The following is an 18,118-nucleotide window of genomic DNA, read 5'->3' as shown; positions in this document are numbered from 1 at the left end:
AGAGGCGGTTACACGGACTCGGGCGCAGCGTTCGCGCCAGCTTCCACAAAACGCTGCCAGTCCGAGTCGGTCAGGGGCTGGCCGAAGCTTTGCAATTGCGCGAGCCCGAATCCGTGCTTCCTTGCCGACACCTGCTGACGAGTGATCTCGCGCATGTCGAGCGCGTGGCCGATGCTTGTGTGTTCGAAGCGCCCTTCGAGCGCGAGCAGCATCGTTTCGGCCATGCATGCAAAAGACGTCCCAGGTTTGAGACCATAGGGTCCGATTCGCACGCCGCCGGGAACCGATACGATGCCGCCGTCGATGACGAGGACATCTGGCCGCGTCAGGGCAGCAGACGCGCTGAGCGACCTCGGCCGCGAAATGTCGCAGACGATGGCACCGGGGCGCAACAAGTTGGCATCGACGGAATTGCGCGGAAAACTCGTAGCGGTCACGATCACATCGGCGAGTGCCAGGGCGGACGTGCTATCGGATAACACCACGGCCCCTTCTTCGACGACCCGCTCGGCCAGCAAGCCTGGGTTGGATCCCTGGTGCGCCAAGGCGCGGATGTGTGCCGCGACGGAGCCCGGTAGCGCGTCGGCTTGTGTAGAAAGCGCGTGTTCGACGATCGCCTGTACGACTCTGAGCAGCCGCGCCTTGCCTGTCGCCGCTTCGTGCGCGGGGTTGCCTACGAGCACGAGTCTCGACGCGCGCAACGAGAGCAGAATGGTCATGCACGAGCCGATGGCCCCGGCGGCGCCCGCGACGGCAGCGGCACTACCCTCCCATGAGCGCTCGGCGCGCGTCATGGCGAGGTCAACCGCTTCGATGCCGGCCACGACCGTGTATGAGTTGCCGGAAGTGAGCGCGACGGTGTCATCGGCCAGCAGCAAACCACCGCCGCTGACCACCGACGTATAAGCACCCAGCCCCACGATGCGCGCGCCGCGAGCCTTGGCCAGCGTGAGCGCTCGCTGCAGGACGGCCAGCGCGTCGCGTTGCGCGAGTGTGCGCAACTGGGCCGCCGTATGACTGATCATGATGAAGTCACCGACCGCCGCCGCCCCTGTGCGCGACACGATCCGGACGCTGCTGCCGACGACGGGGTCGATGAGCCCGTCGATGGTCGCCTCGAACTCAGCCAACTCGCGCGGATCGAGACAACTGAGCGTGGCGTCGTAGTCCGCGTAGCTTTGGGCGTCGAGCGGGTGAAGCAAAAAGGCGAAGCGATGTGCGCCAGAATCGTCTACAGGTGTGTGCGCGGTGACGGGCGCGGCACTTTTCGGAACCTCGTCATCCGGCCTGATCGCTGGTCGCTCGCGCCTGAGAATGGCGCGGTAGAAGCGTCCCGTGTTCCGCCCGGAGAGTACGTCGAGCGTGCGCGCCAGCGCTTCGAGCGCAAGGTCGGAATGCTCACGCGACGCAATCAACGGCGGTTGCAGTCGCAGCACGTCGCCGCGGTTCAACGTAGGCGCCACACGCACGCGTTCGACGTTCAAAAGGTAGCTTGCAACGAACTGTGCCAGTTCGCGTTCCTCCGCCGCGATGCCAAGAAAGTTTTCGTTCCACTCGCTGCGGTCGGTGGTGAAGCGAAGGCCAAGCATGAACCCGCGGCCTCGCACCTGTTCGATCAGATTCGGATGGCGCGCCTGCAAGGTGTCGAGCCCCGCCCTAAGGTATGCACCCTCGGTGCGCACATGCGCGAGCAGACTCCGGTTGTCGCGCGTCAGAAGGTCGAGTGTTGCGAGTCCCGCGCGAGCCGCCAAGGCGTTTCCCGCAAAAGTCGAAGAATGCTTGAGGGCGAACTTCTCGGTGTAGACGCTCGCGGAGCACAGCACGGCACCTATCGGCACGAGACCGCCGCCTAGCGCCTTGGACAGCGTCAAGATGTCCGGGCGGATGTCTTCATCGTCGCAGGCAAACAGGGCGCCGGTGCGGCCAAGCCCAGTTTGCACTTCATCGACGATGAACACTACACCATTGCGGCGGCACAACGCCTCGGCTTCGCGCAGATACCCGGCCGGCGGCACGTGCACGCCGCCCTCGCCCTGAATCGGTTCTACGACGAACGCGGCGTAAGGCACCCTGCCGGATTCCAGGGCCTCGCGTAGCGAATCGACGCAGCCGTATTCGACGTAGTCGAAACCCGCAAGTGGCAAACCAAAATGGACCTGATAATCGGGCTTTCCTGTCGCCGACAGCGCCCCAAAGGTTTTGCCGTGAAAGCTGTTGCGTGTGGACAGCACCGCCTGGCGCCCCGTTGCGTGGCGCGCCATCTTGAGCGCGGCTTCGATGGACTCGGCGCCGCTGTTCGTGAACGTCACGTAGTCGAGACCGGCAGGCGCGAGTTCGAGCAGACGTTGCGCGAGCGCCCCGGCGGATTTCAGTAAGGACGGCTGCGCGAAGTTCGGTTCCCTGTCGTCTCGCAACGATTCTATGGCAGACCATATCTGTGCCGGGTGATGTCCGAATGGCAAAGCGCCGTATTGCGCCATAAAGTCGAGATAACGCTCGCCGTGCTCATCGTAGAGCCACATTCCCCGGGAGTCGGTGAATGTTCTATCGATTTTTAATTGTTTGAGTTTTGCCGTAAGCCACGGATTGACAGATGACTCGTATGGGCGACCACGAGCAGATTCCATTCGGGAGGTGGATTGCAGCGCCATTATCACGGAAATGAGTTCCGACGTCTCGACGACGTTATCGAGCAGATCGACTGGTACGGAAACACCCATCCAGATTTCCAGTGACGAAAGTAATTCGGCCGACGAAATCGAATCAATGCCCAGATCCACGAGACTGATGTTATTTCCGCGCCAATTTCCCAAGCCTATGGTGTTCGCATATTGGACGAGCCAATCGCGAATTTGTGCTTCTGTCTTTTTACTCATATGGACCCCGTTGCATAAAGGCTTTGGCAGAAGGGTGCCTCCGCCTGCGGATTGCGTTGATCGACATAGCGACACTAACCGGCAAAAATGTTCCAGCCTCTCTGGGTTCTGTTATCGCTCAGCGGACCATGACGGCGGACTATCGCGCAAGGCTTATGGGAAAGTTTATTTATTAGTGAGTTTGGAGTGGGACTCATATTGGCGTAATTGTGATTCGCAATGCAATTGAATAACTTGAAGTGACTTGGCGGTCGGTAAATCGTAAGCTCGAAAGATATGATGCCAGTTTTCTATTGATAATCGAGGTACAAGATGTCGCATCTATTTATTAAGATAATTATCCGGCATATTAAGAACCGTGGTTTCACAAATATGACAGCCCAGTATTGGCAAATTATTTCATTTTGCTTTCGATAAACGCCTGAGCATAAAAACTAACAGTTTGCCGGCCAAGTACTGGAGCACGTCGCTAATCTGCACGACGAGCGACTCAAAAATTCGCCCGTGTCCTGCGTGAGCGCCGACACGAGCGACAACGCAAATAAAGGTGCGCCGGTTCAAAGATCGAATACGGACCGTACCAGTCGATGCCGAGCAGCAAGTACTGCACGGGAATCGCGATGAAGAACGCAATGAAGCGGGCCGCGTGGTCGCTCGCCGTCGTGGGTGTCAGCGTGACAATTTGCGCAACGTCAGCTAAGACAGGAGCATTCGGGTCGTGATCGGCGTACGGGGGGATGTGGCGCTCACGCGGTGAACAGGCCGCAGTTCATGCGGCCAGCGCGCGCGCCGACTGGTCGACGCATGCGACGATCGCATCGCGCGTATTGAGCAGATGCACGCGCGTCTGCTCGCGCACTGCGTGCGTGTCGCGAGCGCGCCACGCCGCCAGCAACTGTGCATGCTCTTCGTTGTTGCTCGCCATGATACCTGGCTGTACATACATGGACAGCGAGACATAGGGCCTTGCGAGCAGCGACAGCCCGCGCACGACCTCGAATAGCCGCGTGCTGGCTTCGCTTTGCATCAGCGCGTGATGGAACTCCTCGTTGAGCAGCGTCCATTGCTCCGAAGTGGGCGCGACCGCGCTCATCGCTTCATGGCGCGCGCTCGCCGCTTCGAGCTGAGCGGGGCTCGCGTTCAGACACGCGCGCTCCGCAAGCATCGGTTCGAGCATCATGCGCAATTCGTAGATCTCACTGACGTCGTCCGCGGTCAGGCCGCGCACTTCAACGCCCTTGTTTGGATCGATCGCGACGAGTCCTTCCGCGCGCAGATCGCGAAATGCCTCGCGCACGGGCGTCGTGCTGACACCGAGACGCTTCGCGACTTCTTCCTGGCGCAGCCGCGTGCCCGCCGCATACACGCCTTGCAGGATCTCCGCGCGCAGCGTACCCAATACATACTCCTGAATCGTGCGATACGGCTTGCCCATGGCGTCTCCTGCTCGTGATCTGGTCGGTACCCGTTGTTGCGCGTCTGTGCGTACGATCAGGCGGCGGATTCGCCGTATGCATCGAGCGCGAGGTCGCGCCTCGCGCCGATCGCGCCTTCCACCCACGCCGCCGTGCGCAGCGTCGCCAGATCCTCGCCGTATGCGCCGACGATCTGGAATCCCAGTGGCAAGCCCTGTGCTGTCCAGCCCGACGGCACCGTCAGCGCAGGCACCCCGAGCAGGCTCCACGGCGCGCAGAAGACCGGGTCGCCCGTATCGTCGAGACCTTCAGGTGCCGCGCCCGTCGCCGGCACGCTGACGAGCGCGTCGCAGCCCGCGAGCAGCGCCGCCGATTCGGCGCGTAGTGCGGACTGCAACGCCAGCGCATCGCGGTAGCGCGCCTCGGGCATCGCCGCGCCTTCATCGATCAGCGCCTGCATGTGATGGCTGAGTTGCGCGCGGTGATACTCCGACACCGGGCCCATTGCGTGCCACGCCTCCACGCGCAGGATCACCTGCAGCGCGTCGACGATCCGCGCGAGATCCACGCGGAATCCAATGTCGATCACCTCTGCGCCAGCAGCGCGCAACTGCGCAAGCGCTGCTTCGAAGTCGGCTTTCTGCGCGTCCTGCAGGCGCGCATCGAAGGGCGTGCGCACGATACCCAGACGCGGCGGCGCGGCGAGCGGCGCAAACCATGCCTGCCAGTTAGCGGCGCTTTCGATTGTGTCAGGACGCCCGGCCACGAACAGCGCGTGCGCAAGCGCGGCCGTTTCCACCGACTGCGCGAAAAAGCCGATGTGATCGAGCGATGCGGCGAGGGGATGTACGCCATCGCGCGCAATGCTGCCAAAGCTCGGCTTGTAGCCGACCGCGCCGCAATAGGCGGCCGGGCGGATCACGGACCCGACCGTTTGCGTGCCGAGCGCGAGTGGCACGATGCCGGCGCCCACGGCGGCCGCAGAGCCGCTCGACGAGCCGCCAGGCGTGTGCGCGTGGCTCCACGGATTGACGGTCGGGCCGGGCTGGCGCCACGCGAATTCCGTAGTGACGGTCTTGCCGAATACGAGCGCGCCATATTCGCGCAGTTTCGTCACGATGGCGGCATCCGCCTGCGGGCGATGCTCGCGATAGATCGGCGAACCGTACGCGGTCGGCATGTCGACGGTGTCGATCAGATCCTTCACACCAACGGGCAGGCCCGCGAGGGGCGCGCACGCATCCGGCTCGACATACGATTCCGGGCGGTACGTGAAGGCGCGCAGCGTGGGTTCGAGCGCGTTGGCACGCTCAATGGCCGCGTCCAGGCGGGCGCGGCTCGCAGCCACATTGCCGCGTTGCGCGATCAGTTCCGTCACGAACGACGGCGAGGCTTCGGTCATGTTGCAGTTCCATTCGAAGCGTTCGCGCACGGACGCGCGCGAACGCATGGGTCGATTGCCGGCTATGACTGCGGTGTCTTATTTAGCCAGCGAAGCCGCGAACGAATTGTCGACGGATCCCGCATAAGTGGCCGCGCCCGGCTTGATATTACCGATCGACTCCTGCAGATCCAGCGCGTTGCGGAAAGCCTGCTCGGAAATATCGGGCGTCGGCGCGTAGATGTTCTGGTCGATCAACCGTCCCACGGCTGCTTCCACGATCTTCGGATCGAGCGACGGGAACTCGCTCTTCGCGACGTCCTTGGCCGTCTGCGGCGACTGGTGAATGAGCGCCTCGGCCTCTGCGATCGACTTCACGAAGGCGGCGACCATCTTCGGCTTGTCCTTGATCGTCGAAGCGAGCGTGTCGATGGTCGAGAATGCGTAGCCGCCCGGATAGGCCTTCGGGAAGCCGTAGACGATCTTGTAGCCTTGCGCGATGCCCGTGTCGGCCTGCGGCTCGTAGACGGCCGCGGCCTGGCTGCGGCCCGCGCTGACGGGCGCGAGTTCGGTGCCGAGCTGCACCGTATTGAGCGAGACCTTCTCGATCTTCTGGTCCTTGATGAGACGTTGCAACAGGTAGGTGCTGGTCGACGGCGGCAGGGCGACGGCCACGCTCTTGCTCGACATGTCGCCGGGCTGGTGCACGCCCGCATCCGGCGGCGCGATCACCCACACGGGCACGCCCGCCACCACGTTCGCCACGCTGATGACGCTCGCGCCCTTCTGGTTCGCGAGCACAGCCGTCATCGGGTCTTGCAGCGAGAAGTCCGCATGGCCGCCGATCACGGCCGCCACGCCCGCCGCGCCGCTGCCCGCCGTGACTTTCGTCACGTCGAGCCCGTTCTTCGAGAAGATGCCCTTGTCGATTGCCACGTAGAGCGGCAGATACTGGATCGACTGGAATGCCTGATACACCGTCACCGGTTCGGCCGCCGGCGCAGGCAACGGCGCCGCGAACCCCGTTATCGCGGCAGCCGCCGCGATCGCGCCCATGCGTGCGTTCATCCGTTTCATCGTTTTGCCTTCCATGAAATGACCTTTGCTTCCGTGAATTGAACGATCCAGCTCAAGAGCGTCGCCATCAGCGTGAGCACGATGATGCCGAGCCACACGGTGTTCAGATCGAACAGCGACCCAGCGACGAACACTTCGTGCCCCAGCCCCGCCTGCGAAGCGATGTACTCGCCCACCACCGCGCCGATCAGCGCGAAGCCGATGTTGACGCGCAGCGTGGAAAACACCCACGGCATTGCGCCTGGCAGGATCAGCTTGGTGAAGATCATCGAAGGCTTTGCATTGAATGAGCGGAAGAGATTGAGCAGGTCCTTGTCGACCTCGCGCGCGGCGGCACACGAGGAGATCATCGCCACCGCAAACGTGGAAATACCGGCGAGCCACACTTTCGACGTCATGTCCGAGCCGAACCAGATGACGATGAGCGGTCCGAGCGCGATCTTCGGGATACTGTTCAGAATGACCGACAGGCCTTCGGCGACACCCGAGACGCGCGGCACGAACCACAGCAGCAAACCTAGCGCGATGCCGAGCCCGCTGCCCACCACGAGACCGAGTACGGTTTCGTAGAGCGTGACGAGCGTGTCGCTAATCAGCGTGCCGCCGTTGAGACCTTGCTGCGCTGCGAGCCAGATACCCGCTGGCGAGCCCAGCAGTTTGCCGTTGATCCAGCCAGCCGAGACGGCTACCTGCCACAGCGCGATGAGCGCGACGACGATGAACGCAACAGCGCCCGTGGTGCCGAGCCTCGCCGCGTGGCGTTGCGTCGTGCGCCGGCGCACTGGCGCGTCGGATGACATTGCTACGTCGCTCATGCCGTGGCTCCCGAGTGCTGGATGGTATGGCTGCGCAGTCCGTTCCAGACGCGCGAATGGAAGGTGCGGAACTCGGGCGCTTCGCGCGCCGATACTGCGCTGCGCGGTCCGTGCGTGGTGAGGCGCACGTCGATGTCGTCTTCGATGCGCGCGGGACGGCCGCCGAGGAGGATCACGCGGTCGCTTACGGCGATTGCTTCTTCGATATCGTGCGTGACGAGCACGACGCTCGTGCCGCTTTGCTCGCGCAGCGCCATCACATCGTCTTCGAGTGCCAGCCGGGTCTCATAGTCAAGCGCTGAAAACGGCTCGTCCAGCAGCACCAGTGTGGGATCGACGAGCAGCGTGCGCGTCAGCGCCACGCGCTGGCGCATGCCGCCGGAAAGCGAATGCGGGTAAGCGTCGGCCACGGCGCCCAGCCCGTAACGCGACAGCATCTGACGTGCGCGTTCGTAATCAGCCGCTTTGACCTTGCGATACAGCTCGATGCCAAGTACCGCGTTTTGCAACACCGTGCGCCACGGCATCAGCAGATCTTTTTGCAGCATGTAGGCGATGCGGCCCGCGCTGCCATCCTTGCGCGCACCCACGCGGACGTGGCCTGATTGTGGCTGGATCAACCCTGAAACGAGATTGAAAAGCGTGCTCTTGCCGGCGCCGCTGCGACCGACGATCGACACGATCTCACCGCTTTTCACACTGAAGTCGAGGCGCTCGAAGATCGGCACGTCGACACCATCTGCAGTCCGAAATGAATGGCTAAGCTGCTGGACCTTCAGGTGGTCCGTATCCGACTCACGCGTCGTATCGATTGCGCCTGCTACTGGCGCAGTGGCAAAGGCAGAAAGACTCATGGACATCCCCATCGGTACGTGATCTGCGTTTGTGCTGTGCACAACGCATCATGCACAATCAAAAAAGTGCGGCGCAAGTGGAAAAAAATTGCGCGCGCAATTGGGGATTGCCTTGCCCGACGTTGGTGCGGTGGTTTGGAACGAGGACGGTGCGAGGGCTACTCCGGCTCTCGCATTCCTCTCTGACGGTGAGCCTGATCCGACCTGCCTGCTTCCGGTCGTTCGTGATGCTGAGCCGACGGGCATTCAAACGGCGGCTTCAACGTCTGAAGCCGCTGTCCGTCTGTTTCGGGACACGCGGAACAGACGCACAACTCGCGCAAGGCACAGGAATCGTTTAATGCCAGCCAAGCACCACTCAGTTGTTCGCCTCCTACTTATGCGTAAATCGCCTCACGGTACTGGTAACGAGGTCTACGTAGAAGAGGTCCCCAGCCGGACCGGATTTCAAATCCACCGGTCCTCCTTGCAGGTCCCTTGCAAAGGTCTGTGGCGTATTGTTCGGCGGCTGCATTGTCCAGATGCATTTCCGAAGAAGATCGCCAAAGTACAGGGCGTTCCGGAACTCAGACGGGTAGGTTGCGCTGGTGCCATCAGTGAATCCAAGTGCGGAGATCACACTACCGTTTTGATCAGCCCCACCGCCGGAAGGTTTGCCACCGCAGGTCCGTCCTTTGCTGTCTTGGGCCGTTACATAACTCGTATGAGCGTACGCAAAGAACGGGGCAGTGACGCCGCCCACGCTTGCGCAGTATGCGGTCTTCTGGTAGTCGGGTTGAGGAGCCGCACTGAAGTTGTTGTTGGGGGCCCATCCTTCGAAACACGGCCACCCAAAGTTCTGGCCGGCGACGGTGAAGTGGTCGATGGATTCCCAAAGGTTCCAACCCACATTGCCGATGTACAGTTCATCCGTCATTCCGGGCAGTCTGGCGAAGCGGAAAGGATTGCGCAGGCCGGCTGTGACAACAGCAACGCTTTGGGTTGTCGCGCCCGGGTTCGTTACCCTGAGAATCACGCCATCGTTGTAGGGCGACACGCCCTGACTGCGAAACGCCCCCTGCGGCAGATTTGTGCCATCGCCGCAAGCGGTATCCAACTGGCCGTAGTCAACCTGCTCGAAGTTTGCGCCGTCGCCGGCACTGACATATAGCGTCTTGTTATCGGCTGCAAAGACCAAGCCCCCGATGCTGTGAGACGTATAGTAAAAACACCACGGTTGGCTGTTGGATCCTGCGGCGGGCAGAATCTTTTTTTCGCCCGACCCCGTTAGCAGCGAAAGTTGTCCGCCTGTAAGGACGTTTCCACTACACGCTCCTGTCGCAGGACGCGTCGTGTAAAGCACGTAGACGTTCCCATCGTTCTGCGGGTCGACAGCAAGTCCGAGCAGGCCCCGGTCGGCATCATTGCAAACTTCACTCGCCAGGTCGGCGAACAACGTACAAGTGGGGGTCGCCAAATCGCAATTCCAAACCTTGCCCCCTTTTTCGGCGACGAAAACCTTGGTCTTGCTTCCGTTGAAGCTTATCGCGGTCGGCTGAGTGAGACAGCCTGCGTATAAGATCTGCTCGGTAAAACCAATGGGAAGCTTCGGCTGTGGCCTGGTCGTGGACGTGGGCTGGCATGTAACCGACTGCCCGATAGCCGTCACATTGGGTACGGCAGCGGCCTGAGCGCGCGCCTCATCGGTGAAAGCCGACAATATGAGCAACGCTGCCAGCGCGGCAACCACGGGGCTTCGGCTTAGCCAGCCTCCTATAGAGTGCGGCATCTTATCCTCCCGTTCACGAATTGATTCATCGCGAAACCATTCAAAGATAGGCCATTTGCCCACAGGCGGCGAACAAAATAGTGACGTCGCCGTCGCACGCCGGCAAGCACGCTGAATGGGAGGATGCGCTGCGGCTGGCACGCGCTTAGCTCACGTATGGGACAGGCACCATGACGCCGAGTGAGGGCTTCCTGTCCCTCACTCGCCGGTTCGCTCGGGCACCCTCGACAGAAGCGCTCCAAGGCCTTCGGCGACGGTCAGATGGGAGATCACGGCATCCCGGAGTTTCTGGTAAGGAAGATCCGCAAGCATCGCTGTCTGCATCGCCGCCATCACTTCTCCAGCTTCTGAGCCGATCATCGTGAAGCCGAGTATGCGATCGTCGTTTGCGCTGACGAGCACCTTCATGAAACCCTGCGTCTCGTCGGTCGCTTCCGTCCGCAGCACGTTGTTCATCGGCAGTGTTGCGACACGAACGGCGATGCCTTGACGTTGCGCGTCGCTTTCGCTCAGTCCGACGCGCGCGAGCGGGGGATCGGTGAACAGCGTGTACGGAATCAGGCGATCGCCAGTGCCGCGATTGCCGCCCGCGAGGTTGTCGCGCACGATTCTGAAGTCATCGACCGATACGTGCGTGAATTGCGGACTGCCCGCGACTTCGCCAATTGCCCAGACGTCGGGTGCCGAGGTCTGCAGCCGGTCGTTCACGCGAATGTATCCACGTTCGTCAAGCTGGATACCTGCGTGCTCCAAGCCGATGCTGGCTGTGTTGGGAACGCGGCCGGCGGCGACAAGAATGTCGCTTCCATCCAGAGTCCGGTCACCCGAAGGCGTGCGCACGACGACGCGCACCTGCGTGCCCGAGCGTCCCTCGACGCTGACTGTTCGTGCATCCAGCACGACATCGATTCCTTCCGCGCGAAGAATGCGCAGCATCTCCGCGCCGACGTCCGCATCTTCGCGGGCCATCAGCCTTGTACTGCGCTCGATGATCGTCACGTGACTACCGAAGCGCACGTAAGCCTGCGCCATCTCCACGCCGATATAGCCGCCACCCAGGACGATCAGATGTGAGGGCGCACGGTCGAGATCCAGCGCGCCGATATGCGTCAGCGGCTCGGCAGCGCGCAGTCCCGGCACGTCAGGAATCGCCGCGTGCGTCCCGACGTTGACCACGACCTGGCGTCCGCTGAGCGTGCGCGTGCCGCCGTCGTTCAGTTGCACCTCGACGGTCTTCGGCCCAACAAAGCGGCCGACGCCCATGACCAGCTCAGCGCCGCTCGATTCATACGCCTGCACGTGAAATGCGGCTTCGCGTTCGACCATGCCGCGCTTGCGTTCGCGAACCTTTGCCATGTCGATGGCGACAGGTCCCGTGGTCGCGCCGAAGTCAGCGGCATGCCGCGCCAGATGAGCCACGCGCGCGCTCCAGATTTCGTTCTTGCTCGGCAGGCAAGCGACGGCCGGGCACGAGCCGCCCACCCATTGCCGCTCGACCACGGCCACGCGTTGTCCTGACCGGCCCAGATGCCAGGCCAGCAGCTTGCCGCCCTGGCCACTACCGAGAATCAACGTATCGAACTGTTCAACCTGAGACATGACTTTCTCCAATCCAGCTAAAGGGTGAGTGCGCGACGAGCGCGATAGGCCCGTCGGCGTCGGCGCGATAGATGTACGAAGCAGGCGACACGTCATCGCGCCGCCTGTCCGCGCGTCAAAGCGACGTTATTTGACGGGCGGGAAATCGACGTCGGTGTCGTTGATACGGTTGAAGGTGTTCGTAAAAATCGTCATGGCGATTGCTAGCGAGATTTCTGCGAGTTGCGTGTCGCTGTAGCCTGCGGCGCGAATGGCTGCGAGTTCGCTTTCGGCGATCGTGCCGCGGGTCGTCTGCAGGGTCAGCACGAAACGGATGAGGGCGTCGCGTCGGACATCGCCAGTCGCCTGACCCGCACGAATATGTTTGAGCGCTTCGGGCGATAGCCCGGTCATCTTGCCCAGCATCACGTGCGCGGCGACGCAGTAGTCGCAGCCCGTTTGCTCGCTCACGAGCAGCTTGATGGTTTCCAGATCCTGTTTGCTCAGACTGCTCGATGCAAGCGCGCCTTCGGCGTCTAGCGCCGCATTCAGTATCGCGGGCGCGAGATGGCCGAGCGCCGCGAACAGATTCGGCACGCTGCCGCCGGCTATTTTGCGAACCCGTCCGTAGACTTCAGCGGTGCCTCCCGTTGCGTTCTGGACTGCGGGGATAGCGATGCGACTCATGTTGAACCTCATTCAGTGGTGGTTAGGAGCCTCCACTTTAGGTTCGGCGAATGAGCTTGTTGAGCCCTTTAAATGTCAATATCATGCTCTAAAGTATCAAATGGAGCCACGATGCCACTTTCGCAAGACTGGCTGAGCCGTTTGCTCGGCATGATGACCGTGCACGGTCAACTCGAATTGCGCTGTTCGTATGGCGCACCGTGGGAAGTGATCTATGGCGATTCGGACCCGGGCGAGATGCCGTATCACATCATCCTCAGCGGGTCGGCCATTCTGGAGACGCCGGGTGCCGGCAATCCGCAGCACCTTTGCGCCGGCGACATCGTGATGCTGGCGCACGGCTCTGCCCACACGCTTCACGACGGTAGCGGCGCGCGGCCGAAGCGGGCGCACGAGCGCGCTGCCCTGAACCTGACCATTAGCGAAAACAAGGGCACCGGCCCGCGTCTCGACATGCTCTGCGGGCGAATCATTCTGGCGCCGCCACATGACGGGTTCATCCGTGCGTATCTGCCCGCACGGCTTGTCACGCATACGTCGCCGACCAGGAGCGGTGGGAAGCACGGCGCTGATGGTGCGGCCTACGCGCAGCTGAACGGTCTCGTGGCCCTCATGCGAACAGAGGCCAGTGCAGACAATCTTGGCGGCCACGCGATGATGAATGCGCTATCGGCGGCGCTGTTTGCGCTGACGATGCGCGTGGCCAGCGAGTCCGATGAAGCACCTGTCGGGCTGCTCGCGCTGGCAAGCAATCCGCGCCTGTTTCCCGCACTGACGGCGATCTTCAGCGACCCTGCACGAGCATGGACGCTGCCTGTGCTGGCGGACCTCTGCAGCATGTCACGTGCAACGTTGATTCGTCACTTTCACGACAAGCTGGGTCGTTCGCCGAATGATTTCTTGACCGATATCCGCATGGCGCTGGCGGCCAACGAACTGAAAAGACCAGGCATTTCGACCGAGGTTGTGGCCGAGACAGTCGGCTATCAATCCGTCGCCGCGTTCCGGCGCGCGTTCAGTCAACGTTTGGGCATGACGCCAGCGGACTGGCGTCGTTCGCAACGGGAGAAACAACATGCGGAGCTTGCAACCTGACGGCTGGAGAATTCCGCTGAACGGTTGCGCTGCGCGCTGCCGCGCAACCACACGTTACGTTGAAGCGGCTATCTGCATTGCGAGTTCTTCGGGCTTGATGCTGGCGATCGGTTGAAGGATCGAACTGTCGAATGTACGAGGTTCGCGCCTGTTTGCGAGCAGTTTCGGCAGGTCGGGATTCGCCAGCGCGCCGCGTCCGACTGTCACCAGATTCGCACCGGAGGCCAGCGCGTGGTTGATACGCTCAGCCGTGTGCAAGCCGCCGTTTGCGATGACGGTGACGGCGGGCGCGTAACGGTGTGCCAGCGTCACGAGGCTATCGTGCGTGCCTTCGAAGGCCGGCTGCCAGGCCTCGAACTCCGTGACGTGAAGGAAGTCGATGCCTGCATCGGCAAGTGTGCCGAAGATCACTTCGGCATCCGCCTCGCCACCCGACCACCTGGAACCGAAATCGTTGACCTTGCCTTGTGAAATCCTGATACCCACGGGTACAGCATCTCCGATGCCGAGCCTGACTGCTTCGACAACATCGACGAGCAGTTGCACGCGAGCCTTCGTGTCGCCGCCCCAACGGTCGGTCCGACGATTAGTGCCTGCTGTCAGGAACTGGTCGAGGAGATACCCGTTAGCGCCGTGAATTTCCACGCCCTTGAACCCGGCAATATTCACGGCACGTCGTGCCGCGCCGACAAACCCCTGAATAGCCTCATCAATCTCAGCGTCTGTCATCTCTTTTGGCTCAGCATAGAGTCCCTGGCCGAAGTAGAACTTCATCTGTTCGCCCTTCGGGCGGACGGCCGACGGGCCCACGGTATGGCTTCGATAAACGTTGCCTTGACTCAACGCCCCGGCATGCATGAGTTGCGCGAACACAGGGGTCCCATGCTCATGCATCTCGCGATTGAACGTCGACCATGCCTTCGCCTGTTCGTCGTCGGCCAATCCTGGCTGAAACCGGTATCCTTGCGAGAACGCCTTGTCGGTATAGATGCCTTCCGTCGTTACCAGGCCGAAACCACCTTTCGCGAAGCGCTTGTAGTAGTCGAACATGGCTTGGGTCGGATAGCCGTATTCCGTGGCCGTGATACGCGTCATGGGGGCGACGGCGATGCGGTTGCGTAATGCGATGCCGTTGCGGTTATACGAAGTAAGGATGGGGGAGGTTGCGTCGCTCATTTCGCTGCTCGTCTCGTGAAGAAGGTGACTGCATGGTAGGCGTCGCGAGCAGCAGGAAACAGAGGTCGGCGCGTGAAGCCGCCCTAACACTTTTGGATATAGACGATGTTCCTCGCAGACGTTCAGACTTTCCTCGCCGTTGCCTCCGCGGGCAGCCTGTCAGCGGCGGCTCGCCAGCTGAACGTGGTGCCCATGCAGGTTTCACGGCGCATTGCCGCGCTCGAAGAAGACCTCGGCGTGCGCCTCTTTCATCGGACCACTCGCTCCCTGACCTTGACCGCAGAAGGGGAGGCGTTTGTTCCTTACGCGAGGGCGATGGTGGCTGCGGAAGCGGGCGCGCGAGCTGAAGTGAGTCCGTCGTCGGGCACTGCATCGGGCATATTGCGTTTGACCGCACCGAGTGGCTTCGGCCAATCGGTCGTGTTGCCGATGCTGCCGGGACTGCTGGAAGCGAACCCGGAGCTTCGGCTCGACCTCGACCTTTCCGATCGCCAGGTCGATATCGTGGGGCAGGGGCTGGATCTGGCAATACGCATTGCACCGCTGGAAGATTCGGAACTGGTGGCCAGAAAGATCGCTCCGAATCCACGCCTGATTTGTGCTTCGCCCGAGTATCTGAAGAAGCACGGACGACCTTCGACGTCGGCGGAACTGGACCAGCATCGCTGTATCAGACTCGACTCGGTGGGCAGTTGGCCGCTCGTTGTCGGCGGCAAGCTGATACGCAAGCGCATTGAAGGGTATGTCACCACGACCAGTGTGGAAGCGGCACGCACGGCTGCTGTGCAGGGACTCGGGCTCGCAATGCTGACGTCCTGGGACGTCTTCAGGCAACTGGCCGATCATTCGCTCGTGCAGGTTCAGCTGGAGGACGCCGCGATGGAAGACCTGTCAGTGTGGGCGGTCATCCCAAGCCGGCGATATGTGCCGAATCGGGTGAACGTCTTCCTCGGTGCGCTTCAGAAGGAAATCTCAGATCTGGCACAAAAGTGCGGCTAGCGGCTTGACGGGCGACTGTCCGATGCAGATGAGCATGAGCTCTGACGACGCCAGTGCGATGTCGTCGGAAATGCCCGGATGCGAAATGACCAAGTCTTCGCCAACGGGAAAAGCCAAGGGCTTCTTGTGCAGGACAACTGCGCAGTGCGCGCTTGGCAGCCTGTATCATCCGGCGCCTGCCGTCGAGGTAACCCGTCCCGCCGGACGCTCCAGCCCGTCTTTATCCATCCATTACGCGCAGTCGCTCACCGTCCGCGAACCGGCCGGTCTCTGGCGTCCTGATGCGAGCTCCCATGGATGGGAGCTTCGAATCAGAAGCGGTGACGTAGGCCGACGGTGGCCTCGACCTGATTTGATGTCGACGCGGGGGAACTCACACCGTTGATCCAGGCGACACCCAACGGATTGCCAGCGCGCGCGCTCACGCTCTGATAGGTGCTTTGGATATAGACGTCCGTGCGCTTCGAGAAGGCGTAGTTGGCGAGCGCGCTTACCTGATTCCAGTGCGGAGCGCCACCACCGGCATTTCCACCGGCGCGGGAGTAGGTGTACGCTGCCGCCAACATAACGGCCGGCGTCAGCGCAAACCGGACGTTTCCTTCATAGTTCTGGAAGTGGGTGTTGAAGCCGGTCAGGAAAAGTTCAGTCAGGTTCGTCTGCGTATATACGAAGCCAGCGACCAACGGACCGAATGCATAGTTGACGCCTCCGCCCCACGTCTGCTGGCGGCTCGCGAGTGCACCGAGCGGCACGGCAGTCGGTGTCAGAAGGCCAGAGACAGAGGCCCCAAGGGTATCCGTGACTGCCCCGTTCGTATTGAGCTGTGCCGGGGTGCGGGCCGAGTTGTTCAGGTGCAGATACCCGGCGCCGAAGTTCAACGGCCCCCACATGTAAGACATGCCGACGCTGTACGCACGATTGTTCGCGAAACCACCGGCCTGGTTCGAAAAGCCGTATAAGGCACCCAGTTTGAAGCCCGCGAAATCCGGACTTTGATACTTGACCGAGTTGTTGATCTGGAACGAATCGTTCAGGTTGTCGACGTCGAACGGATGGGCGAAGTGAGTCCCGCCATACTGTGTCCCGGTCAACGAGAGTGGCGCCAGGAAGTCAACCATGTCGTCGGTTTGACGTCCCAGGGTCAGCGAGCCAAAGTCACGGCTGGATACCCCAACGTAGGCCAAGCGGTTGAATATCCGATTGGAAGACGACAACTGACCATTGTTCACGTTGAAGCCGTTTTCGAGAGTGAAAATCGCCCGTAAGCCTCCGCCGAGATCTTCCGCTCCGCGCAGACCCCAGCGACTGTACTGGACACCACCGCTGGTCATCTGCCAATTGCTGTGACCACCCGCTCCGGTGCCGGTGATCTGGCTGTTGGTGTAAGTGAGGCCTGTGTCGATCAGACCATAAAGCGTCACGCTGCTTTGCGCCTGCACTGCGCCGGCCAACGTAGCCAGCGCCGCACCGGCAATCAGAGTCTTCTTCATTGGTCACTCCAGGGTTGAAGGTTTCATTAAACGCTTCACGCCACCCCGTACGGCGATGTCCTCTCTGCGAAGGAGTTGCTGTCGCCCATAAGACGATAACGGCAATCTGGTATCCGAAGCTATCGGCGCGCGGCGCCTGTCGCTCGATCGCAACAGTGTGGATATAGAGCTCCCGGTGTTGCGGCAGGCATATCGCAGGTCATTGTTCTGCGAGCCGATACTTTGCAATAGTCAGGCGAAAGGCGCTCCCACTTCGTCGGGACCCCGATGAGGGTATCCACCAGACCATGCCCTTCAGCGGCCGCACTATGGCGTCCTAAAATTACAGATACGGGGGCGGGGGCAACATGAAACGTGGACTGATAGCCGGGCTGCTAAGCGGTGTGCTGCTTGCCGGCTGCATGTCCGCCGGGGTCGAAGTGAGGCCTGAACAGATGGCGACCTTCAGGCGTGGCGTGACGACGCTCCAGGAAGTGACCGCCGCGCTTGGCCCGGCATCAGTGCAGACCGCGCTGGACGACGGCTCGATGCTGCTCGTGTATACCTACGTAACGTCGAGGCCGCACCCCGAGAGCTATATCCCGTTCATCGGGGCGCTGGTTGCTGGTGCCGACACGCGTTCCTCGGCAGCCGTGTTCCTGTTCGATACGCGCGGCGTCCTTAAGAGTGCGAACACCACGACCTCGAACGTTGGTACAGGCCTGACCGCCGACCGGCACACCGTCCCTGCGCCAATCGTTGAGGCTCCCGTCGGGGTCAGGAGTAACAGGCCGGCCGCCGTGCAGAATATCGAGTCCCCCGTCGCGGTCAAGAGCATTCCGCCGCCCGCCGCGGTGAGCGTCGAGCCGCTTCAGGAAGAAGAGCAGTCGGGACCGGAAAACAGCGCCGAGCCGCCACCGGAATAAAG

14 protein-coding genes and 1 pseudogene are annotated in these 18,118 nt (G+C 61.7%); 3 read left to right on the top strand and 12 right to left on the bottom strand.

Going from position 1 to position 18,118, the window contains the following annotated elements; all coding sequences use genetic code 11:
* Positions 1-8 precede the first annotated feature (8 nt).
* The 10 genes and pseudogenes from BPHY_RS31375 to BPHY_RS31335 all read right to left on the bottom strand — a co-directional run bounded on the left by BPHY_RS31375 (position 9) and on the right by BPHY_RS31335 (position 12,451).
* Positions 9-2,876, bottom strand: coding sequence for an aminotransferase class III-fold pyridoxal phosphate-dependent enzyme (locus BPHY_RS31375; RefSeq protein WP_012405496.1), 2,868 nt, complete (start codon positions 2,874-2,876; stop codon positions 9-11).
* Between the two features lie 479 nt (positions 2,877-3,355).
* Positions 3,356-3,561 (bottom strand): annotated as a pseudogene (locus tag BPHY_RS44295) (phosphatidate cytidylyltransferase); the annotation flags it as partial.
* Between the two features lie 84 nt (positions 3,562-3,645).
* A complete protein-coding gene (locus BPHY_RS31370; protein ID WP_012405495.1) occupies positions 3,646-4,311 on the bottom strand; it encodes a GntR family transcriptional regulator in 666 nt (221 codons plus the stop codon).
* Positions 4,312-4,367: 56 nt separating this feature from the next.
* Positions 4,368-5,693 (bottom strand): amidase, encoded by a 1,326-nt coding sequence (locus BPHY_RS31365; protein ID WP_041766106.1) that lies wholly within the window; start codon positions 5,691-5,693, stop codon positions 4,368-4,370.
* A gap of 78 nt (positions 5,694-5,771) precedes the next feature.
* Entirely contained in the window at positions 5,772-6,749 is a 978-nt protein-coding gene (locus tag BPHY_RS31360; RefSeq protein ID WP_012405493.1) for an ABC transporter substrate-binding protein, read from the bottom strand.
* On the bottom strand, positions 6,746-7,564 hold the full coding sequence (locus BPHY_RS31355) for an ABC transporter permease (RefSeq protein WP_012405492.1): 819 nt from the start codon (positions 7,562-7,564) through the stop codon (positions 6,746-6,748). Before BPHY_RS31355 ends, BPHY_RS31360 begins: the two co-directional genes overlap by 4 nt.
* Complete coding sequence (locus BPHY_RS31350) at positions 7,561-8,418, bottom strand: ABC transporter ATP-binding protein (RefSeq protein ID WP_012405491.1); 858 nt, start codon at positions 8,416-8,418, stop codon at positions 7,561-7,563. The genes BPHY_RS31355 and BPHY_RS31350 overlap by 4 nt, the downstream gene beginning before the upstream one ends.
* Positions 8,419-8,791: 373 nt before the next feature.
* A complete protein-coding gene (locus tag BPHY_RS31345) occupies positions 8,792-10,186 on the bottom strand; it encodes a PQQ-dependent sugar dehydrogenase (RefSeq protein WP_012405490.1) in 1,395 nt (464 codons plus the stop codon).
* Positions 10,187-10,384: 198 nt separating this feature from the next.
* On the bottom strand, positions 10,385-11,785 hold the full coding sequence (locus BPHY_RS31340; RefSeq protein ID WP_012405489.1) for an FAD-dependent oxidoreductase: 1,401 nt from the start codon (positions 11,783-11,785) through the stop codon (positions 10,385-10,387).
* A 126-nt stretch (positions 11,786-11,911) separates the two neighbouring features.
* A complete protein-coding gene (locus BPHY_RS31335) occupies positions 11,912-12,451 on the bottom strand; it encodes a carboxymuconolactone decarboxylase family protein (protein ID WP_012405488.1) in 540 nt (179 codons plus the stop codon).
* Positions 12,452-12,562: 111 nt separating this feature from the next.
* On the opposite strand from BPHY_RS31335, the gene BPHY_RS31330 reads away from it, so the two are divergent.
* Positions 12,563-13,546 (top strand): cupin domain-containing protein, encoded by a 984-nt coding sequence (locus BPHY_RS31330; RefSeq protein ID WP_012405487.1) that lies wholly within the window; start codon positions 12,563-12,565, stop codon positions 13,544-13,546.
* Between the two features lie 54 nt (positions 13,547-13,600).
* Here BPHY_RS31330 and BPHY_RS31325 read toward each other — a convergent pair whose 3' ends face one another.
* Positions 13,601-14,722 carry an NADH:flavin oxidoreductase gene (locus tag BPHY_RS31325; RefSeq protein WP_012405486.1) on the bottom strand — a complete coding sequence of 374 codons (1,122 nt, stop codon included), beginning with the start codon at positions 14,720-14,722 and terminating at the stop codon, positions 13,601-13,603.
* A gap of 105 nt (positions 14,723-14,827) precedes the next feature.
* Between BPHY_RS31325 and BPHY_RS31320 the strand changes: the two genes are divergently transcribed.
* A complete protein-coding gene (locus BPHY_RS31320) occupies positions 14,828-15,721 on the top strand; it encodes a LysR family transcriptional regulator (RefSeq protein WP_012405485.1) in 894 nt (297 codons plus the stop codon).
* Between the two features lie 311 nt (positions 15,722-16,032).
* On the opposite strand, the gene BPHY_RS31315 is transcribed toward BPHY_RS31320, so the two are convergent.
* Complete coding sequence (locus BPHY_RS31315) at positions 16,033-17,211, bottom strand: porin (RefSeq protein ID WP_012405484.1); 1,179 nt, start codon at positions 17,209-17,211, stop codon at positions 16,033-16,035.
* A 347-nt stretch (positions 17,212-17,558) separates the two neighbouring features.
* Between BPHY_RS31315 and BPHY_RS31310 the strand changes: the two genes are divergently transcribed.
* The gene (locus tag BPHY_RS31310; protein WP_012405483.1) at positions 17,559-18,116 is read left to right on the top strand and encodes a hypothetical protein; all 558 of its coding nucleotides are present in this window, start codon (positions 17,559-17,561) and stop codon (positions 18,114-18,116) included.
* Positions 18,117-18,118: the final 2 nt, after the last annotated feature.

This window comes from Paraburkholderia phymatum STM815 (assembly GCF_000020045.1).
Classification (GTDB): Bacteria; Pseudomonadota; Gammaproteobacteria; order Burkholderiales; family Burkholderiaceae; genus Paraburkholderia; species Paraburkholderia phymatum.
The sequence above is the reverse complement of the archived record's forward strand: the minus strand, read 5'-3'. Positions and strand labels throughout refer to the sequence as shown.